We start from the raw sequence: 22,785 nt of genomic DNA on the forward strand, positions 1-22,785 counted from the left end.
AAAGTGGGACCGAGACATAATTCGGTCTTAACAAAATAATCCGACTGAACTTCCAAGCTTTTCTTGGATAGTTCGGTCGGATTTTTCTGTATCTGTACCTTTTTAGTGCAATTTGGCCAAAGTTGAGGATTAAGTGTACAACAAATAGACCCCCAATTAATCAGATTTTTTAGTAGTTGTGGTCTGATTGTTGTTATACTGTTTATACGGCATGGCGGCGTCTCGCTTTCATTTGTTTTTTCGTTGAAATTAAGGTTAGCAGAGATACGCTTCTGTACCTACATAAAAAAGCTCTGGGAATCCGAAACATTCGGATTCTCAGAGCTTTTTACGTGGACCGAGAGTTATGTCTCGGTCCCACTTTTTTTGTTCTATTTTAAGCCGGCTTTGCGCCGCACCTTCACCAAGATGATTACATCGCGAATTGCGAGGATGGCCCAGCAGATCACGATAAACAGTAAAAACTTTTCGGTCTTCCACACGCTGAAAGACGAGTAGCCGATAAACAACAGCATCGCGGCATCAATTAATGTATCACTGACACCAATCTTCGTCGTGGCAGCGCTGGCTCTTTGCACAGAGGAAACCATCCAGAAGATGAGGAGAATCACGCACAACCCGAGCATGATTGTCCCCACCACCGAATCACCCAACATCCAGTTAAGCAGCAACCCTGCCGCAACAATCATAAATGGTATCCAGTCCCAAACTGTCCGTACCATCAAACCCAACCCCTTTGAGTACAACTTATTTATCAGTTTTGCTGTCCTTGCGCGCCCGGTAATACAGGAAAATATCTGCACCCACGGTCCCGATGACAAAAATCACCCCACCGGCAATTGCCAGGACGCTGGAACCGCCACTGAACACGCCAACCATCATCACGATGACAATCAGGATGTCGAAATTCACACGGTGCTTGGCTTGCTTAAGCGGCATCACCGGATTGCGGCGCGCCCAGTCGACGTAAAAACCGCCGTAAAGGACGGCAAACGTGTAAAACGCAATGGGTGCCGTATTTGCCCCCGCGAGAATCCACCAGAAGAACGCCACCATGGCGAGGATGCTCAGAATCGTGGGTGCGTTCTTCTTGCGACTATTATCTGCAGAATTTTTCATTTGAAGCTCCAATCTATTGTCCAATAATGCGTTTACATTAGCATAAGACAATTGGCCAGGTAACTCAAGTCAAGTTTGACGACGCGCCCCCTGTCATAGCTGACCCCGTTTGCCCATCACCACCAGCGTTGCCGCGTCCTGGATTAGGTTGAGGCCAAAAACAAGCACAAAGAACAAGAACAACTGGCTTAAATCACGATAAATTAACGCGCCCAGCCCGCTATTCACGACCAGAAACAGGTTCACCCCCGCACTGAGCGCCGCCCACACCGGTTCGGACTTGTTCGGCACGCGCCAGCTTAACACCGCCACGGCGATGGCCAACAATCCGGCGACAATGATGCTCACGGTGCCCAACAAATGGCTGCGGTTCAGCAAGTGCAACCCAATCGCCACGGCCTCAGCCAATACGACCCAACCCAACTTTTTCAATGGATCCACCTCACTCCAAAACTAACTGCAACCCAATTAATACTCAGCTAGCTGCCGGTCCAAAAAGCGCCGCATCGCAACGTTGCCCGTCGCCGACACGTCTTGCCCCGCAACCTCTGCCCACCAAGTCGCATCCTCATCTGCGAACGGGTGCGCGATGCTTTCACACTGAAAGACCCAGACATCGTCATCAAACTGAGCGGGAACCGCCCGCTCAACTTGCTGCAACACCGTCGCGTAGGTTTGCCGCGGCTGGACCTTGATTGCCCGCCAAAACGCCTGCGTGGCCTCGGTGAATGCCGCTTTCTCCGCGGCATCGGCAGCCTCCAGTTCCGGCTGCATGCTCTCCAGTTCAGCGGCTGCCCGCGCATCATTGGCCAACGCCTTTTCCATGATGACCGTCAAGACCGCATTGCGCTCGGGCGTCACCCGGTCATCAGCGTGGACGCTGAGCCAACCCGCACCGTCCATCTCACCGTTAATGTCCACCAGCTTCAAACTGCGGACACTGATGCCCCACATTTTACGGGAAAAATCGATATCATCTGCAAGGTCGCGGCCAGTAATCTGTGCAGCCAATCCTGAAGTTTCCAGGCCCTCGACCTGCTCTTCGAACGTATCCTGGACGGCGGCCACCAGTTGCGCGTAGGTGCCCGTGAAATCCGGTAATAGCGCCAGTAGTTGTCGCACCACCGCAGTGAATAAACTCATCTATCGAGCACCCCCTTACTTCTTCTGTGTCAACGCCGCATTCTGCACGCCACCCTCGACCGTGCCGGTTGTGCCACTGACGCGCGCCTTGAAGCTAACCTGGTCGCCAGCCTGCATGAATGGTGCAAACGGGTCGGACTTGGCACTGACCGTGTAGACAATCTTCTTGCCCGAAAGCAGGAAACTAATGTAGTCACCGTTACGGCTGACGCGCAGGATTGCTCCGCTGACCTTGGTCAATTTGCCGGCACCAGAACCACTGGCAGTTGTCGCACCGAAGAGGGCCCGATATTTCGCTAGCGTGTCGGTGGCGTCACTGCCCGTTGCCACGGTGTCCTGAGTCCCGTTCCCGGATGCGAGCAGGTAGACGTATGAACGGAAAGCGTGGCTAGAATCGAGCATTGAAACAACCCACGTTGGCCGCCCGTCAATCCGGTACAGCATTGGCATTTTCGGCTGCCAACCCGTTTGCTTCATCATGTCCTTCGCGAGCTTTTGCGCCCGGTCCGGTGTCATCGCGTCCTTGTTCTCGCGGTAGTAATAGCTCTTCCCGGTCGCCGCGTCGGTGAAGGCGTAACCCATCACTGAAGTTTGGCTGGAACGGGCTGAGGTCAAGGCTTCGAGGTAGTAAATCTGGTTGCCATACTGAACCGGCGTTACCTCATCGCTGTCGCCTTCAGTCCCGCTACCGGTAACGGCAACCATCACCCCATTGCGCGCGCCACCAATCCCGTTCGCATTCCACCAGCCGTTGCGTTCACGTGCCCAGGCGTCGACCTGTGATGCGGCGGTGCTTGGATCCAGTGCGACGTCGAGCCACTTGGGCTTGCTGGCGAGGTTCTTGTAGACTTTGGCCGCCCCGGTTTCCGCATTGATGGTCACGATGGCCTTCTTGCGGAAGTCCTGCCGGTTAGTCACACCGTAGCGGTGCACGAGCGTGGCCACGTAGTACGGCGTGCCCTGCTCATCAACCTCCAGCTGTGGGGTGTTGTTCATGAGCACGTAACTGCTGAGGGCCGAGTGTGCGTACATGAGCCGCCGCACATCCTTACTGAAGAACGCCGCGGGGGTGTAGTACATGCTCTTCTTCACAAACTTGGGCTGGGCCGTTTTGCTGGTGGCATCCACCGCAAAGTAACCGTCAACCTTCTTGTAGCGCATGAAGCGGAAGAAACTACCGTCGAAGTCGATGGGCGCGATGTAGGTCATCTTCTTGTGCAGAATCTGCACACGCACGTGGCTGACATCGTACACGTTCGCGTTCGGAATGTTACTGAGTGAGTTGTTAATCTGGGTCAGAACGGTTGCCGGCGTGTTCACAACGGGTACTTCCTTGTTCTTCCCCGAAACCACGGGCATTGGCGCCTTGGCGGTCGACGTGTCCGCGGCCACTGGGGCCAAATTGGCGACCTTCTTGGCTTCCGACACGTTCAGCGCGGCGAACACAGCAATGGCCACAACTGCCAGGGCAACACCCCAGCCGGCAACCTTGCCGAACACGCTGGCGTTCAAGCGGCGACTCGGCGTGACGTCGCGCCTTGATACCTTCACCTTGCCCTGCTCAACAGACACCTTGGGCATCACGGCGTTCACCGCAAAGCCCGCCTGCAGCACGGCCGCCACGACCAGCGATACGAGGTTACTGATCACGGTGTAGGACATACTTGGTTCCGGCAGGACGATGTAGACCCATCCATAGCACAGTAGCGCCAGGATGATGAAGACACCTAGGTCCCACATCGCGCGTTTTTTGTGGCCGGACATTAATAGGTTAATAATGCCCCAGATAAACACGATTACCCCAAGCGCGGTGAACCGCAAAGTAATCTCGGCAAACAATCCAAACATTTTTCTTCCTCCGACGCGGAAATATTCCGCCAGCTACTGAAGTTCCAGCTTGATGGTCAAAACCGGATACCCTCTTAAGGAATAGTTTAAACTTTTCCGCTGAATGCGCCTACGTCTTAGGGCCGATTTTACCAAAATGCCCCGGCAAGTCTGTCCTTGCCGGGGCGTTTAGCCAACACATTAAAGTAGGTAAACCTTCACCTCAAACCCGCGCAAAATCGCGCCCGCATCGGTATCGTAGTTGCTGAGGAGTAGCTGACCATTACTGCGGGCGACCGGCCGCTCCTGGGTTGCCGCCGTGAAGTTGGCCACCACCAGCAGCGTCTGGTCATCTAAGCGGCGCCGGTATGCCCAAACCTGCTCGTCTTCCGGGTTCAGCAATTCGTAATCACCGTGCACGATGATCGGGTACTGACGCCGCAAAACGTTCATTTGTCGGTAGAATGCAAAAACCGAATCCGGGTCCCCCACCTCATGGGCCGCATTGATGGTGCGATAGTTGGCGTTCAGGCCAATCCACGGCGTCACGCCCGCCGCGGTGAAGCCGGCGTTCGGCGCAGCGGTCCACTGCATCGGGGTGCGCGCGTTGTCGCGGCCCGAATGGTGAATGCCCGCCAGCATTTGCGCCGCGGTCAGCTCGTGTTTGTCCGTCACCAGCTCCTGGTACGCGTTCAGGATTTCGATGTCGCGGTAGTCGGTGATGGATTTGAAATTGGCCGGGTTGGTCATGCCGAGTTCCTCGCCTTGGTAAATGTACGGTGTGCCCTCCATGAAGTGCAGCACCGCCCCCAGCATCTTCGCCGACTGCACGCGCCACTTTGCGCTGTCATCACCAAAGCGCGAGACCACGCGCGGCTGGTCGTGGTTGTTCCAGTAGAGCGAATTCCACGCGTGGCCGTGCAGGGCAACCTGCCAATCGCTCATAATTTGCTTGAGGCGCACCAGGGAAAATGGGTGGACCACCCAGCGGCCGTACTTGGCGTCGAGGTCAACGCCGAGGTGCTGGAAGGTGAACACCATGTTCAGTTCATCCGCTGTGTAACCGGCGTACTGCAAGGCCTGCTCCGGCTTCACGCCCGGGGTTTCCCCCACCGTCATCACGTCGTAGTCTTGAAGCACGCGCTGATGCATCTCCTGCAGGTATTCATGAACGTGCGGCCCGTTTGCCACTGGCCGGTGGTCACCGGTAAAATCCGCGGTCTTCGAGATGAAATTAATGACGTCCATCCGGAAACCGTCAACACCCTTGTCCAGCCACCGCCGCATCATGGCGTAAACGTCATTGCGCAGTGCCGGGTTGCGCCAGTTCAGGTCCGGCTGCTTCTTTGAAAAGAGGTGCAGGTAGTACTGGCCCGTGGTCGCGTCCAGCTGCCAGGCCGAGCCGCCGAATCCGCCCTCCCAGTCATTGGGGGCGTGCCCGTCAACCGGGTCGCGCCAGATATAATAGTCCCGGTGCGCATTCACGCGCGACTTGCGGCTTTCGATGAACCACGCGTGTTCGTCACTCGTGTGGTTCACCACTAGATCCATGATGATTTTCAGGCCCAGCGCATGGGCCTCCTTCAGCAGCGCATCAAAATCCGCCATGGTGCCGAATTCGGGATTAATCGCCTCGTAGTCGCTAATGTCGTAGCCGTTGTCATCGTTCGGCGTGGCGTAGATGGGGTTGAGCCAAATCACGTCGACGCCCAGGTCCTTAATGTAACCAAGGCGCTGACGGATGCCGTTTAAATCCCCGATGCCATCGTTGTTGCTGTCCTGAAACGACCGCGGATACACCTGGTACACCACCGCGTTTTGCCACCATTTATCCACGCTTTTACCTCCACTAAAATAGCCTAGCGTCACCGGTGAATGGTGACGTTAGGCTTATCTTAAGCGCTTAAATTGTTTCGGGCAAGCTGTTTGGTATTAATGATTCTGACTGTTGTTCAATTTTTTTACCAGCCGGTTCGGGCTTGCCGAAATAGTAGCCCTGAACAAACCTGACGTTCAGTTTGCGTGCCAGCTCCAGGTCCTCGTCGGTCTCGACGCCTTCAAGGATGAAGTCCAAATTATTCTTCGTGGCCAGCTCGCGCCAGAACTTCACGCGTTCGTAGAGTTCCTCATTGGACATCGACTTGCGCAGGTTCTGCATCGCGAACTTCATGCCGTTGATGTACGGCAGCGACCCCTGAACTAGTTCAATCGAGTTGTCACTACCAACGTCATCAATCAGAATGTCGACGTGTGCGGCACGGTAAATTGAACTGATGCGCCGCGTGGTTTGGGAGTCGGTCAGGTTCGTGATTTCAACCGTTAACTTATCCGGGCCCTCGGGGCTCTCGGCGAATTGCGTGAGCGCATCGGCGACCTCCATATCCTCGAACTGGGCGGCGGTCAGGTTCATGTTGAAGCTTTGCAGTTTGGTCCGGCTCATGAAGTCCCGCAGCAGTTAAATCTGCATCCATGCCGGTAGTTCGAACGAGTCGGGCAGAATCCAGCGCTTCTGAAGCGGATCAAACGCCCGGAGCAAAAGCTCGTGGTAGTACTTCGGCTGACCAGTTGCCTCGATGTCGTACACACCCTGACCGAAGTAGCTGTAATCGGCCAGCCGCTTCTCCAGGTTCTCGGACCCGGAGACCACGGTCTTGTCGAACACAATACTATCGCGGCCGTGGCGCTTGCTAATCGACAGGGCATCGTCGGCGCGCATGTAGACGTCGTTGATGCTCCGGTCGCTGTCGCGCACCTCGGTGACCCCGATGGACGACGTTACCGCGATGTTGTTTTGCTCAAACTGGAATTCCTGCTTGCGGATTGCCTGCCAGCAGCTGGTAATTGCCGTCACGGCCTCAGCCTTGGTGCGGTCAGTGAACACAAAGTTGAACTCCTCACCAGTAATGTGAAAAACGCGGTACTTCAGGTGGGTGCGCGTCAGGGTTTCGTTAATGGTGGTGGTGACCCCAATGAGCACAGCGTTGCCGGCAAGGTGGCCGAAGCGCGTGTTAATCTGCTTGAAGTTGTCCAGGTCCATCGTCGCAAATATAAAGCCCTTGTGGTCCTTGCGCACCGTCGCAAACATGGATTCAAGTTCGTGCTGGTGCTTGGCGTAACTGTTCTGCTGACTACCTCGTTCATAATCGGCCAGCCGCTCAATTTCCCGGGCGCGCTGATCTTCCTGGAATTGCCGGAGCCAGTAACCGAGAACGAATGCGAGCATGCACGTGAAGAGGAGCACCGCCTGCGTTTTTTCACCGGCAGAATAGAAGCCACCAGCCGTCAGTGTTGGTGCGGTGAACCAAAACAGTCCGGATTCGATTGCCGCAACGCCAATGCCGGCTGCCCAGTGGCGCATGAAGAACTCGCCGCGCGTTTTGAGGAAAACTGCCACCCCAAAGAACACGACTAGGCCAACTAGTGCTTGAGGGCTGAAGAGGTTCTGCCGGTGCTGTAAGTACCAGGCGATGACCAGTGCTAGAAACTGGCTCCCCACCTCAATCTTGCTGAACCCGGCAAAAAGTAGCGGCAGCAGCATCACGAACAATGCCCAGTTAATGTACATAATGGCTGCGTCATTGTGAACATAGTAGATGGCACACAGCTGGATGAACAGACCAACCAGGGCGGTCAGGATGAACAATTGCAGCCGCAGGGTCATGCGGCGGTCACGGTTATCAGCTTCGTTTTCGTGAAAATCGACCCATATCCGGTGGTAATACTGGATAAAGCCAATTCCGAAAAAGCATTCAACCATGGTCCGCATGATGAATAACGGAAGTGCTTCAAAAATTTGTAAACTAATCATACTTGTTTCCTATCTTTTCAGAAAATCCATAACGTCAGAACCGTATAATTCTACCACAATGACATTGCGATTATAGCAAAGCGCACAAGTAAATATTACAATGTTTTCAAACTTGCCGTGTGCTGCGATGCAGGCTTTCAAAAACCAGGCATTGCTTGCGTGTAGTCACCCTTAATTATACTCATAATTTTTGAGCGTGACACAAAAAATATTGAGTCATCATTCTGCACGTGACGGTTCGGTAATCGCCTGGTAACGGCTAGTCCCCAGCTTCGTGCCCAAAATTACGCAAAAAAAGCGATGAGCCAACCGGTAGTTTTCCGGTTGGCCCATCGCCATGCATATATTAGGTAAAAGCTGCAACTAGTTCAGCGTTGCCGCCCCTGTTTGCAGTTCGTACATATCGTAGTAACGGCCCTTGGCGGCGATTAACTCGTCGTGCGTGCCGCGCTCAACAATCCGGCCGGCATCGAGCACCAGAATCAGGTTGGCATCGCGAATGGTCGAAAGTCGGTGGGCAATCGCGATTGTCGTGCGACCCTTGCGCAGGCGCTGCAGACCTTCCTGAATGAGGCTTTCGGTTTCCGTGTCGATGTTCGCGGTCGCTTCGTCCAGAACGAGGACCTTGGGGTTAGTCACAACCGTGCGGGCGAAGGAAATCAGTTGCCTCTCGCCGGAACTGAACTGTGTGCCCCCTTCAATAACGCGGGCGTGGTACTTGTCCGGCAGCTTCTCGATGAACTCGTCGGCCTGCACGAACTTCGCGGCCGCCTCCACGCGTTCGTCGGAAATGCTGTCGTTGAACAGACGGATGTTGCTGGAGATATCCCCGTAGAACATGAACGAGTCCTGCAGCACCAGCCCCAGCTTCTTGCGCAGTTCCGCCATCGGGTAATCGCGAATATCCTTGTCGTCAATCAGGATTTGCCCCTCGCCGAATTCATAGAAGCGCATCATCACGTTAATGATGGAGCTCTTCCCGGAACCGGTGTGCCCGACCAGCGCGACGGTTTCGCCCGGATTGGCCACGAAGCTGATGTCGTTGAGAATCTTGTGGACGCCATCGTAGGCAAAGCTAACGTGCCGGAACTCGATCTTACCCATCGTGATAGTGGCATCCGCTCCAGGATTTTGCTGCGGCGCGTATTCTTCGTTGTCCAAAATACGGAACATGCGGCTACCGGCGACGACCCCGTCCTGCAGGAACGTCAAGTTATCCATCATGTTCGTCATTGGGTTGAAGAAGTTGGCAACGTAGGTCGTGAACGCGTAAACCATGCCGGCTTCAACAAAGCTGTGCATGCTCATCAGCCCAAAGGTGGCAAGGACCGCCACCAGTGCCAGGCTGTAGAGCAGGTTAATCATCGAACCGAGCAGCAGTGAGTTCGTGCGAATCATCGCCTTGCGACTGCGCAGGTATTCCTCGTTGGTTGCCTCGAATTCGTCGCTGATCCGCTTTTCTTGCCGGAACTGCTGAATAATCGCAATCCCTTCAATTGATTCGTTCAGCTTCGTGTTCAGTTCCGACAGCTTCTCGCGCATGTGCCGGTAAACCCGGCTTGAGTAGTGGTTGTAGTACCACACAGCCAGCAGCAGCACCGGCAGGAACGCCAGCACCATCAGGGCCACTTTTGGCGCCCACTTGAACATCACCACAAAGGAGCTGACAACGGAGAACAGCCCAACGATGATGGTCAGCCAGACGTTCCAGAAATCGGCCAGGGTCGCGGAGTCGTTGGTTACCCGCGACACGATTGAACCGGCTGGCGTCTGGTCAAAGTAACGCATGCCGAGTTTTTCGAGCTTCTTAAACAGTGCCCGGCGTAAATCTTCCAGCCCACGTTCGGCTCCCATCTGGAAGGCAAACGACTGAACGAACTGCGACAGGGCCTTCAGGATGGTGCCGAGGGCGTACAGTGCCGCCACACTCAAGATGATGGTGACAGTGGCACTCTTGTTGGTCAAATACCGGTCCATGTATTCCTGCAGGATGTACGGCAGGAGAATGTTCATGCCGGCGAGACCCGCAGCGCCGAGAATGGCCCCGATGAATTGCTTCTTGTACGGCAAGGCGTATTTCATCAGGCGGCCCATGATGTGAACCTGCTGCTTGAACGGAATGCTTTGGGCCCACGCGGACTTATTCTCATTGGCCATTCGAATCACCTTCAATCTTACTTTCTAGTTGTTGCAGGTCCCACATCTGGGCGTACCAGCCATTGTTGGCCAGCAGCTGTTCGTGAGTCCCGCGATCGATGACGCGTCCTTCTTGCAGCACCAGAATTTCATCGGCGTGCATGACGGAACTCAGCCGGTGGGCGGCGATAATCGTCGTCTTGTCGGCGCGGTCGTGACGCATGTTTTCCAGAATTTCTTCTTCAGTCTTCGCGTCAACGGCAGACAGGGCGTCGTCCAGAATCAGCAGCTCTGGGCCATTGATGACGGCCCGCGCGATTGCCAGCCGCTGCTTTTGACCACCAGACAGGCTGACCCCACGTTCACCAACCATCGTGTCGTAACCTTCACTGAACTTCAAGATGTCATCGTGCACCGCAGCGTCACGCGCGGCACTTTCGATTTCGGCACTCTGCTTGTTATAGGAAGAAAAACGAATATTGTTGGCAACGGTCGTGGAGAACAGGAAGTTGTCTTGAGGAACGTAACCAATCGAATCCAGCAGCGCATCCAGGGTGTACTCCTTGATGTTGTGCCCACCGAACTCGATGAAGCCCTTGTAGTTGTCGAACTCACGCAGGAGGAGCTTGAAAATCGTGCTCTTCCCCGCGCCGACCTTCCCGACAATCCCGAGCGTCTTGCCGGCGCGCAGGGTGAAGTGGACGTCCATGAGCGCGTTCGTGTCGTCATCGGGGTAGCAGAATTGGTCCACGGAGTAGCGAATATCGCCATGAGCTGGTTCGCTGATTGCCTTCGGGGCCTCGATGATGGTACTGCGTTCAGCGAGCAGCTTGGCCACCCGGTCGTAGGAGGCATTCCCACGTTCCAGGATGTTGAACAGTCGCCCAATCGCGAACATTGGCCATACCAGCGCCGCAACGTAAGACACAAACGAAACCAGTTGGCCGATTGAAATCTGGTTGTGCAGCACCAAGTACCCACCATAGATGATGGTAATGACGTAGGTCAGCCCCATGATGATACTGGTGGTTGGGTCAAACAGCGAGTCGATGAAGTTCACGCGCTTGTTGATCTTGATGTTGCGGTCAACGATATCGTCGAAGTCCTGCGCGTCTTCTGCCTCCTGCCCGAACGTCTTGATGACCTTAACCCCGGAAACAGATTCCTGGGTTTTGTCATTCAGCCTCGAGAAGGCCGCCTGGGCTTCAGTGAAGGAGTCGTGCAGGCGTTTCCCGAGCATGCGGGCCATGAGGGCAAGCAGCGGCATTGGCAGGATGGCAACGATGGTCAACCGCCAGTCAATCAGGGTGACCATCGCAATCAGCGTGGTCCCCCCCGTGATGATGGAGTCAAACATCGTCAGCACCCCGGCACCCGCGACGTTTTGGATCGCGTTCAGGTCGTTCGTGGCGTGCGCCATGAGGTCCCCCGTCCGGTGCTTCTGGTAAAAAGTGGCGTCCATCTTCATGAAATGCCAGAATAATTGCGTCCGCAGCGTGCGTTCCAGTAAGGCGGCACCGCCCCAGATGGCGACACGCCAGGAAAAGCGGAACACGTACTGCGCGACCCCGGCAAACAGCATTAATGCCAGCCAGAAGACGAGCTTGTGGGCCGTGACCGCGTGGTTATTCATCGCGTCAACCATCGTCCCGATGATCTTCGGTGGAATTAGGTTAACCAGCGCAACCAGGAACAGCGCCAGGATTCCCAGCGCGTATCGTTTGCGTTCTTGGCGGAAATACCAACCAAGTTTTTTAAATATTCCCATCGCTTTTTCCTTTCATTCTCTCCGTTATTAATAGATTCACTTGACTATCTTAGTGTTTTGTTAACTATTGGGCAAGGGGCGCCAGCAAACTTCCCGCGGACACTTCACATTATTGTCCGTTGCTGAATAGTAAGTGCCCCCGTCTACCCGTTATTTTCTCCTGCGCCAAGGCATACAAAAAGCCGCCAACATCTGTGTTAGCGGCTCAGGCAGTCATTAGAGGGTGCGCACTTCCGCATTGCGGTCGTGTCGTCCCCGAAGTGTAATTACTTACTCTTCTTCTGGCTTGCTTTCATCTGATTCATCATCTGGTTCAGCTTCTTCTGGGAAGGCTTCTGCCCCATCTGCATCATCATTGTGCGAATCATATCCTCGTTAACAGGAGGGTTGTCCTCAAAGTACTTCTTCATGTATGCGCGCGCGCCGAAGAACCCAGCGGCACCACCGGCAAGAATACCGATTACTAATCCTAGAAAAAACATTCCCATGTTGAAAATCCTCCTTATAATTCCGTCTCTAATTATGCCTGAAATGACGGCGTTTGCAAAGACCTAAATTAACTATTTATCCCGCCAGCCGCGTTTTTTCTGCAGGTGAACCAACTTTTCGGGTGTAATTTCGTTTCCTTGCTTATCGAAAAACTGGGTGGTCTCAACCTGCTGCTTGAACCCGGCACGAAAATCGGCCAGGTAAGCCTTGCGCAACTCCGCCTGTTCAGCGAGTTCCGCCGCGGTCAGACCCTCAGTCTTCTTCTTGCGGGCTAATTCATTAATGCGGTCAATTCGTTCTTGTGGTTGTGATGCCATAATCCAACCTCCAAATCGTGTTTTGGGTAAAATAAAAGCCAAGCAAGGCTGTGCCCCACTTGACTCCTAAAAAGTATCTTAACGACGCTTTTCCTTGATACGTGCGGCCTTACCACGAAGTGCGCGCAGGTAGTACAGCTTAGCACGACGTACAGAACCGTGGCGGATAACTTCAATCTTTTCAACACGTGGGGTGTTTACTGGGAAAGTACGTTCAACGCCGACACCTGAACTGATCTTACGAACAGTGTAGTTGGCAGAAACGCCGGTACCGCGACGCTTGATAACGACACCTTCAAAGATTTGGATACGTTCGCGTTCGCCTTCAACGATCTTGGCGTGAACACGGACAGTGTCACCAGCGCGGAATTCTGGAATGTCATCGCGCAGCTGGGACTTGGTAATTTCGTTGATAAGTAAGTTCATTGGTACTTCTCCTTTGTCGACATTCATCCACGCTCCAGCGCCAGCGGAATATCGCTTTTATTTTGTGGGAATCCACAAGCAGTAATTATAGAGGAAACCTAGGCTAATGTAAAGCACGGAACACATTTGCACGCCCTGGCTTCAGATCTTCTATTAATAGGAACTAGGCGAATCATAACACTTCTGACCAAGGTCTGCATAAACCGCAAAAAAATAACCACATTTTCGCTGATTTTCAGCCGAATTCTGCTTAGTTTCACGTATATTTATCCAGATAATACAATGTTCTTGCATTTTATGATTGGTACCATGCTTTCCATGTAAACTTTGTGGTTGAGCAAATTGTTCGGGGACCTTTGTTTGTAGCACAAATAAAATGATAAACTTACGTGCATAACAATTGACTTACTAAACATCCATGATAGAATGAAATAGTTTGTGCTACATAACGCCGAACGACCGCAATTATCGGTTTGGGGACCGGGGCCGTAACGACGCTCATAATCTTGATATGGGGAGTAATTGCATTGCGATTCTTTGGACAGCCGAAGTACCACCTAACCGATCCATCAGGTACCCCCATCGGGTACGAACTCTTTGTGCGCGAGTGGCGCAATGACCGCTGGGAATTACCCACGGACTTTGACGCGCTGACGACCAGTCAGATTTACCGGTTGCTTAGTCAAACGGTCGGCGCACTACCCCAAGACACCGAACTCGTGTCGTTTAACCTGGAGCAGAGCCAATTCATTAATCCGGATTTCACCGACATGGTGGCCAATGTGCAGGCCGAAACGAACATCAAAATCTACACTGAACTGACCGAGCGCAGCAATCCCGCCATCAGTTCGGCTGATTTGGTGGCTGGTGCCCGCCGCTTCCACGCCCGTCATCTGAAGGTGTGCATCGACGACGTGGGCACCGACGCGCACTCCCCTGCGCTGGTCGAGCTGCTCAATCCATACGTGGATGAGTACAAGTTCGCCCTCCAAAACTTCCGGCCGTTCAGCAGCCTGCACGAGATTTCAAGCAAACTCGCGGTCTGGCACGACATGGCGCAGCGCTACGGCAAGGTGCTGGCGATTGAGGGCATCGAATCCAGCTCCGATCTCGAATGCGTTAAGGCCAGCTTCCCCTGCGATATCGTGCAAGGTTACCACCTTGGCCGTCCGGCATTACTCAGCTTATAATTGAACGAATACAGGCACCAAGACTGACCACACATGCGGTTAACCTTGATGCCTGTTTTAATGTCCATGTATTCAGATGACAAGCGCCTAATCGCGCTTGTTCGACCAGGCCTTCTCCGGCGTATTGAACGCGCGCAGACTCAGCAGCGCCAGCAGGCTGAGCGAAGCCAGAAGGTACCAGAGCAGCCGACCCGCGAATAGCTGGTATAGGCAAAACGCAAAGACAAGCAGGAGCATGACCCGGACAACGGTTCCCAAAACTTGATTGAATAGCTGCATAACTTCGACCCCCTTGATTTGCTCAGCGCGCGCTGGCTTTTCTATATATATTAATTGTAACTAATTGCCCCGCCCCAATGCCACCTTTGCCGCCGCGTTTAAGCGACTCACAAACTTCTTAATTAAATTCGCGGGTTTTGAACCCAATTGGCAAACAAAAACCAGCCACGATTGTGCGGCTGGTTTTTGTTTGCATTAAGTTGGTCTCAATCTTGCAGATATTGCAATTGGGCGAAACCCTGCCGATGCCGCAATTACGCAAGCACCTGATTAAATGAGAGAATCCGGGCGCGAAAATTGTCGTCGGGATCCAGGTGCAGCTCGTTTAACGCCACGTTGTTCACCGCGGTGAACGCGTAGACATCGGCGTGTAGGGCCGCAGCAAACAGTGCCCGGGTGGTGAAACCGTGACAAACAACGAGCACGGCGTCGGATGGGTGCTGCTGCTTGAGCGTCGTCAGGAAGCTGTCACAGCGGGCAACAAGCTCCGCGTAGCTTTCCGCTTGCGGCGCAAACTTGGAGTATTCCGCGCTGAACATCCCCGCGTAATCGAACGCAGTCGGGTGTTCCGTGCGAAATGGCGTTGCCGAGAGCCCCTCCCACTTGCCGAAGTTCATTTCCTGGATGCGCGCGTCGTACTGCACATAGTCGCGGTGGTTGGTCAAAATCGCGGCGGTCTGAATGGCGCGAATCATCGGACTGGCGTAAACGGCGTCAAACCGGTCCCAGTCGTAGAGCCCCCGCACCTTCTTCGCGTACGCAACCCCCGCATCCGACAGGCGAACGTCGTTGTCGGCCCCGGAGATGAGGTCCGCGCCGTTCGAGAGACTCGTGCTGTGGCGAACGATAACTAAATCCATGTGTAGGTCCTTCCTTACTTTGGCATATACCAGTAATTATAGCGGTTTCATTGGTCGTTGCCAAACCACAAAAAATGACCGGTCACGCGCTTCCCTTCGCGTAACCGGTCATATGTGATCATTTTGTTCACTATGAGCACTCTCCACGGATACTCAAAGGTTCAAAAGAATCATGTAAGGGGTTTGGTACATTTATGGAGCACTGCCTCCATACCTAAATTATAGATAATACGCACAAAATAAGCAAGCGCTTCATTTATGCATAAATGTTAATTTTGTTCGTTTGGTTGCCGTCATTAAGCAGTTTCGCAGCGACCCCGCTTACTGATTTTCCCACTTCAAGGGCCAATCTGGCTTGAACGCAAAGCGGGCGGCACTGCCCAGACTGAATCGGCGCAGACGCTTGTTGTCCAGCTCGCGTTCATAGCGCGGAATAGCAAACAGCAGCATCGCCTTCCGCGGGTACAGTTCACGAATTTTTCCCATTGACGCGGTGAACCTATCCTTATCCCCGCTCACCCGGGCGAGCTCGACCATGGCACGCAGTACGGCATCGTACCGGTCACTTGCAGCCGCCGACATGTGGCCCAGCCCCTGCACAAAGAAGTCAAACAGTGGCGCAACGTCCGTGAGCCCTGCTGAATACAGTTCCTGGAAAAATTCAAGCCGCGCGCTGGTGTGCGCATTAGGTTTACCTGCATTCAAAATGGTGATAATTTCCGGCCAGGCTGCAAAGGCCGCCAGCAAATTAATTCGCGTTTCCGCGGTTAACTTGCTTGTCGTGCCATGCATCGCCTCCATAAACTTGGCGCGGTAATCTGGATGCGCGGTCAGCCACGTCTTAGCCGAAAATGGCAATGCCGCGCTTTGCCGAATTGTGCGCATGACGAACTCGTAATAATCCGCATCCGGCAACATCTGGTACAGCTTATCCAGCTTTGACTTATTGCTCAGTGTCACACTATGGGGGTATTTGGTGAGGCGCTTCTCCAATATGTTAATCATGTCCACGGTGCGCCCGTCCCTAGCCAAGTAGTCCAGATACCAGTCCAGTATCCGCTCATCCTTAAGCGCCCGGGTTGCAATTTCGTGAATGGTCTCAGGGTCTTCATGCAGGCGTACAATCAGACGCGGCAGGACGCCGAAATACGGATATTCTTTTTCGACGTCCGCTATTGCTTGTTTAATTTGTTGCAGCTGGTTGCTGTCTTGAACCAAAGCAAGCGTCTCATCCAGCCAAAAGAGATTAATGATAGGGTTACGCTTGCTGCCAGCGACACGTTTCATGTACTTGGCAACGATACGCTTCACCTTCACTGGCCCAAGCGCACGAATCTGCTCGCGGCATCCTGTGATTGCCTCTTCAAGCATGCCGCTAAGTTTTGACTGCTGGGTGAATCCTTCTGACTTTTCTCCGGTGTCCTTGACGTACTGCCAGGCGAACGTGACGTATTCAGCCAGCGTCAGCAGGTCACCCGTATCCTCAACTTGGCCTAACTGATTTTCCACCATCGCTGCAAGGCGCGGTCCCAGGCTCTGCATCGCGTAACGGTCAATGTGGCCGCCACTCTTGTAACTATTAACGAGCTCACGCATTTCGGATTTCATTTTCTTCAGATCAATGTCGTCGTAACCGGCTGACCGAGCAAACTGAGTCACCTCCGCCGCCAGATACGGATGCTCGTCGGTGAGGTGCGTGACGATTGCCTGCAACTGATCCTTGTTGTAATTATCAAGCTTCATTTCTAACTCCCCGGATTAATGCGCCGAGACAAAACGGAAAAGTGAAGCCAGCGCGCTTTTGCGACAGGACATATTTTTTGGATGCAAAAGCGAATGCAAATCCAGCACAGTGTCGTTTTCACCGCCGAAACGTGGCTGTTTTCACTGCAATTCTGCGCATATTTTTTAAATATTACCTGTGTCAAATTTGCACTGGCGCCACTTTTCTGTTGAGCAACGGGCCAAAGTGCTCAGTAAATCCGCTGCGACTTGCCCAGCACGTGCTTGGTTTTCGAGATTGGGTACGGCAACTGCGATTCTGTCTGCGGGTAGAGAATGTCGACGACTAGCGCGGACTTGGGCTCATTGGTCGGCCCCACCGGCACGTCCACGTAATCACCGACGTGGTAGCTATCGCTGTCGGCCAGGTAATTGTACCTCTTCCCAAAATCGGCGAACTGCACGCCAAGAACGATTAACTCGCCGTGCAGATGCCCCGCTCCGTAGACGGTCTGGTCAAAGATGACGCCTTTGCGGTAACCCTTGAACGCCTTGCGCAGTGCCCGCATCACCTTGTGCCACTGCAGCGGCAGGCCGAGCCGGAAGTACGCGGTGGGCAAGAACTGCACAACCCCGGAACTGCTCGTCACGGTAATCATGGCGTCAAGCACGTTGCGGTCCGGGTGTTGCGCCAGGTTCCAGGCCATGGCGTTGATGGGGACGGCCCGAAAATCAACCATCGACAGCCGCATCATCGTCTTGTGCGCCAGCGCGTGATCCACCAGCTGAACGGTCTGCTCGCGGTTGCCCGTACGCACGTGGTGTATTAGCTCGTCAGTGGCCGGGGTCACCGTGATTGTCTCCTCGAACTCAATTGCCGGGCCCCCGATGCGCAGACTGAACGCGGATAGAAGCTGCGGGTCCGGCTCCGTCATCGCCAAGCGCTTGAAGTCGCGTTCAACCTGGTTGTAGAGCGGGTCGGCATCAGGTGATGGGCCCAAGTGGTAAATGTCGGATGCGACGAGGCCAGTTACTGACTGCGATTGTGCAACTGATTCTGGGATGATTTCAGCCCGCGGCAAACTGATGGACTCGATTTCCCACACCGACACCGTATCGGGAAATATGGGGGATTCTGGTTTTAGAGTCAACATTATTTCGTCAACATTCTCAGCGTCGTAATCCACGTAACTGACAACTGCCGAGAACCGCGTCCCGTCCGTCAGCAGCAGATTAACTTCTTTATCCTGAAAAATATTAGTGATTTCAAGCACCGTCATTTTCCTAATGTTAAACATACTCTGCTCTCCATTGTTCATGTCCGTTTGGTTCCTGTGGCTCACTAACTATCACATGTTAACCAACCCAACCAAAATCAGCAGCCAGTACGTGCCGGCAGCAAACGTAACAACACCCAAAACGCTCAGAACCACTTTCCAGCCTGCCGAAAACTGCGCCTTAATGCCGGCGACAACCACCGTAATTCCGACCAGCATGAGAATGATGGCGATAATCGCCCATGGTATAACTACTGAGTACATGGGAATTCCTCCTTAATGTGCGCAATGAGCAACTGTTGCAACCTTGATGGCCAAATTTATATGAGCATCAATTTACTTGATGGTTTAATTATCACCTATGTTGGGGACTTTTGGAAGCGGATTCGTGGATTAAGCTGAATTGCTTCCCCCTGAATTTCGTCCAATCCAGCATGACGTATTAACACTCTTGCGAGTCACTCCCGAATTTGTGCAATAAATAACAGATTTATAGTGTGCGGTGGCTTTCGATTGTCGCCAAATATTAATGTACACAGTAAAAAGTCATGTAAAAATATCACACGAAGTAAAAATACATAACATTAACACTATTTGGAGCGAATAACAGGAGGTTTATCGTGAAAAAATTAATGCATTACGCGTTATAACGAATATAAGATTGATTTGATAAAAAACAAAAAAAAAAAAAAAATACCTCCTGATTTTTGCCCTCATCTAATCTTTTTTAAAATTATTATAAGTATGTAAGGTACTTATTATACTAGTACATCTATTTAGGAGGGATTACTATGAGAAGCAGAGCAATTGACGAGAAAAGCAAGCATATGTTGGTAAAAGAGCATTACAAACTATACAAGAGTGGCAAACTCTGGGTTGCCGCTGCGATTAGTGCGCTAAGCATTGGTGCTAGCACTGTCATCACCGCGCCGCATTCAGTATCTGCGGCAGATCAACTCACCCAAACCTTCAAGGACGGGACGACCATTTCGTTCCGCACTAACGAAAAGTTTCCTATTCAAAGTAGCACGCCCCGCACACTGGCATTCAACATTGTTCAGCCTACCGCCGTGGACGCGAACGGTAATCCCGTTAATGTCACCATTGATAACAGTAGGTTTGATGCGACCCGTCTGGGTATGTATGAGGTTTACCTGACTGCGGGCACCGCGCACGCCACAGCGCGTATTTACGTCGTCGCGAACAATTCCACCCCGGTAATCGGCACTGATGGCGTCGGGACAATACCAGACGGAAGCGACATGACCTATTACTGGCGCACCGCTTATGAGGCCGACCCAGAAAAGGCCAAGCCGCAGAATCCGCACATGGTCTCAGACAGCTTGGGTGTACCATTCTTCCCCAATGATGTAGAACAGTCCGTGCCATTTTCACACTTCAGTAACATTGGCTCATCCGAGAACGAGGCGGATCCATTTGGTAGCCTCGTCGGTGGTAACAACACAGTGGGCTTTGCTAAGGAGTGGCGCGACAGCAATGACAAACCAATCGACGTCAGGGCTTGGGTCAACAAGGTTACCTATGCGGATGGTCCCCACAAGGGTGAAACCGTGAACGTCAACCAGCCCCACTTTGAACACGACCCAAGTGATCCAAGCACGCCAGCAACAATCCACGCGTGGGTTCAGGTCGGAGCCGCCGGTGACACGATGGTTGCCATGAAGACCTACCCCGTGGTGTTCACCGATGACGCACCGGAAATCAGCTCCGGCAGCAACATTCAGGTTCAGCAGAACAGCAGTCCCCTCTCCGTTGGCACGCTGCTGGGGGTTTCCGCAACGGACACTGAAGATGGTCCTTTGCCGGTAAAGGTGACTAGCAACTACAACCCAGAAAAAGTTGGTACGTACCACGTTACGATGACGGCCACCGATAAGTACGGCGTCCAGACGGTGCGGAATGAAACCATCACGGTCACGAGCCACGATGTCTACAGCTTGCCGTTCACTTACGTCGACGAGGACGGTAATCAGGTACACGTTCCTGAACAAACAACGGCCACAATTGATGCGGCCGCCAACATCACAAAGTACGATCTCAAAGGCTACACCCCGACGGAAGAAATCATCAACGAGAGCAACCGCAACGGCGGCATCCAGAGTATCGTCGCCGACTTTGATAAACAGGAAGTGCGCATGTACGCCTCCCTTAACGGTCAGGGCAAGCTGATTTCCACCACACCATTTAGCAAGTACACCACAGGCCAGCTGCTCCAGATGGGTATCGAGACCGCAACCGGGACAGTACCACTGACTTCGGGGACCAGCTACAGCGACCTGGCGAACGCGTACGACTTTGCCATGGCCATCAGCGACATCAAATTCGTCTACAAGGCAGATGCGCCGGTCGTGGCTGACGCAGCACCGGAACTCAAGGCAACCGATGCAACCGGTCTGGTCGGCACGGACGCATCAATCACGGACCTGCTGAAGGCATCCGCGACCGATAAGGAAGACGGCGACCTCACTCCACTCATCCAGGTAGTCAACGATGGTGGCTTCAACAAGGATAAGGCTGGAACCTACAACGTCACCCTTGGCGTGAAAGATAAGGCTGGACACTTTGTCACCAAGAACTACACCATCACCCTGAACGGCCTGCCTGAGCAGACAGAGACCGATTCAATTCCAACACTGACTGCCACGAACGCAACGGCAAAAGTTGGCACGACTGATTCCCTGCCAACCCTGCTGAGTGCAGCTGCAACCGACAAGGAGGACGGCAACCTAACTTCGAAGATCACAGTCGTTAACGACGGTGGCTTTGACAAGGATAAGGCTGGCACGTACACCGTGACCCTGAACGTTGTGGACAGCAAGGACCACTCCGTTACCGGCAATTACACCATCACGTTGACGGCTGACGAGGACGCAAAGCCAACCGATGAGACCAAGCCAGGCGATGACACCAAGCCAACAGACGAAACAAAACCGGGCGATGACACCAAACCAACGGACGAAACCAAACCTGGGGATGACACTAAGCCAACGGACGAGACAAAACCAAGTGACACCACCGAACCGGCTGGTACCACAATCAACAACTTCATCACCAATATCTTCAATGGTGATCCAACCAACAGTCAGTCAGCAACTACCGACACCCCAGTTAACAACAACACGACCGTGACGACTGGCGGTTCAACAGCAACCAATGGTAACCCAACGAATACAAACAACATTACTGGGGCAACCGGGAACCTGACATCAAATGACGGCAACCCGACCAACACCATCAACAATGCTGCTGACCCATCTGGTAGCCTGAACCCAGATGCTGGTAATATCAACACCAATGAACTTGGTAATTTGACATTAACCACCGGGGACACAACCAACACTGTGAGTCCGGTCGTGACAACTGGCAATACGAAAGTAACTACCGGAGACCAGACTAATACTAACAGCACGACTGGAGCCCCCGTTGATTCAACCGCAACCACTGGGGATCAGACTAATGCCGCCAACACTACTGGAACAACCGGAGATTCAACGGCAACCACAGGCGACACGACCAACACCGCCAGCTCAACTGGGTCAACTGACAGCCTGCCGTCAACGACGACTAACACAGATAACACAGCTGGGACTTCCGGGAAGGAAACTTCACCTTCTAGCTACCAAACCAACACTACCAACACAACTGGGAATGGTGGCGACGACAATTCAGCTTCCAGCAACCAAACCAACACTACTGGGACTACTGGAGATGACAATTCATCTTCCAGCAATCCAACAAACTCTACCAACGCAACTGGGACTACTGGCAACGACAATTCATCTTCCAGCAACCCAACAAACTCTACCAACACTACCGGGGCTGCTGGCGATGACAATTCATCTTCCAGCAATCCAACAAACTCTACCAACACTACCGGGACTACTGGCAACACTACCAACACAACTGGTACCCTGCCATCAACGACCAATACCAATGAACCAGCTGGTAACGGAACTGCCTCTACCGGAAACACGACTAACACTGCCAACACGAATGGACCAACTGGTAACCGGTCAACAACTGATGACGGTACAATCGGTGCACTACCAGACACCGGAACGTTCACCTCACCTAGTGGGACTAATGGTGTCATTAGTAGTAGCAGCACACCACTGGCTGACACTTTCACCGGCGTGACGAGCAGCGGACGGACGGGACTACCAAGCACATTTGGCGGTTCGAGCACATCAACGCACAGCAGTGCCATTCCGCAGACCGGTAACCGGCAGAACAACATCGCTACCGCTGTGGGTGTCGCAATACTCGCAGGAATGATGCTAATCGGCGGGATTCGACTCGGACGGCGCCATGAAGGCTAGTATCCAGATTCACCGAGGATACTGAGCAAGCTCAATAGTTAGTTACTTCTGTCACAAAAACCATAGAGGGCAGGCTTACGGTAT

At 53.2% G+C, this 22,785-nt stretch carries 20 protein-coding genes; 2 read left to right on the forward strand and 18 right to left on the reverse strand.

Features of this window, described 5'->3' with window-relative positions:
- Positions 1-371: 371 nt before the first annotated feature.
- The 13 genes from EKN00_RS02265 to rplS form a co-directional block, all read right to left on the reverse strand.
- Positions 372-722 carry a hypothetical protein gene (locus tag EKN00_RS02265; protein WP_127848524.1) on the reverse strand — a complete coding sequence of 117 codons (351 nt, stop codon included), beginning with the start codon at positions 720-722 and terminating at the stop codon, positions 372-374.
- A gap of 25 nt (positions 723-747) precedes the next feature.
- The gene (locus tag EKN00_RS02270; protein WP_127848525.1) at positions 748-1,119 is read right to left on the reverse strand and encodes a hypothetical protein; all 372 of its coding nucleotides are present in this window, start codon (positions 1,117-1,119) and stop codon (positions 748-750) included.
- A gap of 93 nt (positions 1,120-1,212) precedes the next feature.
- A complete protein-coding gene (locus EKN00_RS02275; protein ID WP_127848526.1) occupies positions 1,213-1,551 on the reverse strand; it encodes a hypothetical protein in 339 nt (112 codons plus the stop codon).
- 36 nt (positions 1,552-1,587) lie between these two features.
- A complete protein-coding gene (locus EKN00_RS02280; protein WP_127848527.1) occupies positions 1,588-2,262 on the reverse strand; it encodes a hypothetical protein in 675 nt (224 codons plus the stop codon).
- A gap of 15 nt (positions 2,263-2,277) precedes the next feature.
- On the reverse strand, positions 2,278-4,110 hold the full coding sequence (locus tag EKN00_RS02285) for a hypothetical protein (RefSeq protein WP_127848528.1): 1,833 nt from the start codon (positions 4,108-4,110) through the stop codon (positions 2,278-2,280).
- Positions 4,111-4,290: 180 nt separating this feature from the next.
- A complete protein-coding gene (locus EKN00_RS02290) occupies positions 4,291-5,925 on the reverse strand; it encodes a glycoside hydrolase family 13 protein (protein WP_127848529.1) in 1,635 nt (544 codons plus the stop codon).
- Positions 5,926-5,992: 67 nt separating this feature from the next.
- Positions 5,993-6,529: an EAL domain-containing protein gene (locus tag EKN00_RS02295; protein ID WP_127848530.1), complete on the reverse strand. Its 537-nt coding sequence runs from the start codon at positions 6,527-6,529 to the stop codon at positions 5,993-5,995.
- 15 nt (positions 6,530-6,544) lie between these two features.
- Positions 6,545-7,897, reverse strand: coding sequence for a GGDEF domain-containing protein (locus EKN00_RS02300; protein ID WP_127848531.1), 1,353 nt, complete (start codon positions 7,895-7,897; stop codon positions 6,545-6,547).
- Between the two features lie 363 nt (positions 7,898-8,260).
- Positions 8,261-10,054 carry an ABC transporter ATP-binding protein gene (locus EKN00_RS02305; RefSeq protein WP_127848532.1) on the reverse strand — a complete coding sequence of 598 codons (1,794 nt, stop codon included), beginning with the start codon at positions 10,052-10,054 and terminating at the stop codon, positions 8,261-8,263.
- Entirely contained in the window at positions 10,044-11,801 is a 1,758-nt protein-coding gene (locus EKN00_RS02310; protein ID WP_127848533.1) for an ABC transporter ATP-binding protein, read from the reverse strand. The genes EKN00_RS02305 and EKN00_RS02310 overlap by 11 nt, the downstream gene beginning before the upstream one ends.
- Positions 11,802-12,067: 266 nt before the next feature.
- A complete protein-coding gene (locus tag EKN00_RS02315) occupies positions 12,068-12,289 on the reverse strand; it encodes a YneF family protein (RefSeq protein ID WP_206611257.1) in 222 nt (73 codons plus the stop codon).
- A gap of 72 nt (positions 12,290-12,361) precedes the next feature.
- Positions 12,362-12,607: a DUF896 domain-containing protein gene (locus EKN00_RS02320; RefSeq protein WP_127848534.1), complete on the reverse strand. Its 246-nt coding sequence runs from the start codon at positions 12,605-12,607 to the stop codon at positions 12,362-12,364.
- A 78-nt stretch (positions 12,608-12,685) separates the two neighbouring features.
- Entirely contained in the window at positions 12,686-13,033 is a 348-nt protein-coding gene (rplS, locus tag EKN00_RS02325; protein ID WP_127848535.1) for a 50S ribosomal protein L19, read from the reverse strand.
- 527 nt (positions 13,034-13,560) lie between these two features.
- Between rplS and EKN00_RS02330 the strand changes: the two genes are divergently transcribed.
- Positions 13,561-14,223 carry an EAL domain-containing protein gene (locus tag EKN00_RS02330; RefSeq protein ID WP_127848536.1) on the forward strand — a complete coding sequence of 221 codons (663 nt, stop codon included), beginning with the start codon at positions 13,561-13,563 and terminating at the stop codon, positions 14,221-14,223.
- Positions 14,224-14,310: 87 nt separating this feature from the next.
- Here the strand turns inward: EKN00_RS02330 and EKN00_RS02335 are convergent, their stop codons facing one another.
- The 5 genes from EKN00_RS02335 to EKN00_RS02355 all read right to left on the reverse strand — a co-directional run bounded on the left by EKN00_RS02335 (position 14,311) and on the right by EKN00_RS02355 (position 18,625).
- The gene (locus tag EKN00_RS02335; RefSeq protein ID WP_127848537.1) at positions 14,311-14,502 is read right to left on the reverse strand and encodes a hypothetical protein; all 192 of its coding nucleotides are present in this window, start codon (positions 14,500-14,502) and stop codon (positions 14,311-14,313) included.
- Positions 14,503-14,756: 254 nt separating this feature from the next.
- A complete protein-coding gene (locus tag EKN00_RS02340) occupies positions 14,757-15,362 on the reverse strand; it encodes a histidine phosphatase family protein (protein WP_127848538.1) in 606 nt (201 codons plus the stop codon).
- 321 nt (positions 15,363-15,683) lie between these two features.
- On the reverse strand, positions 15,684-17,105 hold the full coding sequence (locus tag EKN00_RS02345) for a hypothetical protein (RefSeq protein WP_127848539.1): 1,422 nt from the start codon (positions 17,103-17,105) through the stop codon (positions 15,684-15,686).
- Positions 17,106-17,335: 230 nt separating this feature from the next.
- Positions 17,336-18,382: a hypothetical protein gene (locus EKN00_RS02350; RefSeq protein ID WP_127848540.1), complete on the reverse strand. Its 1,047-nt coding sequence runs from the start codon at positions 18,380-18,382 to the stop codon at positions 17,336-17,338.
- 51 nt (positions 18,383-18,433) lie between these two features.
- Entirely contained in the window at positions 18,434-18,625 is a 192-nt protein-coding gene (locus EKN00_RS02355; protein ID WP_127848541.1) for a hypothetical protein, read from the reverse strand.
- 527 nt (positions 18,626-19,152) lie between these two features.
- On the opposite strand from EKN00_RS02355, the gene EKN00_RS02360 reads away from it, so the two are divergent.
- Positions 19,153-22,701, forward strand: a complete 3,549-nt coding sequence (locus EKN00_RS02360; RefSeq protein ID WP_127848542.1) for a KxYKxGKxW signal peptide domain-containing protein — start codon at positions 19,153-19,155, stop codon at positions 22,699-22,701.
- Positions 22,702-22,785 lie beyond the last annotated feature (84 nt).

Origin of the sequence: Lacticaseibacillus hulanensis, from assembly GCF_004010095.1 — a bacterium.
In the GTDB taxonomy this organism is placed as follows: domain Bacteria; phylum Bacillota; class Bacilli; order Lactobacillales; family Lactobacillaceae; genus Lacticaseibacillus; species Lacticaseibacillus hulanensis.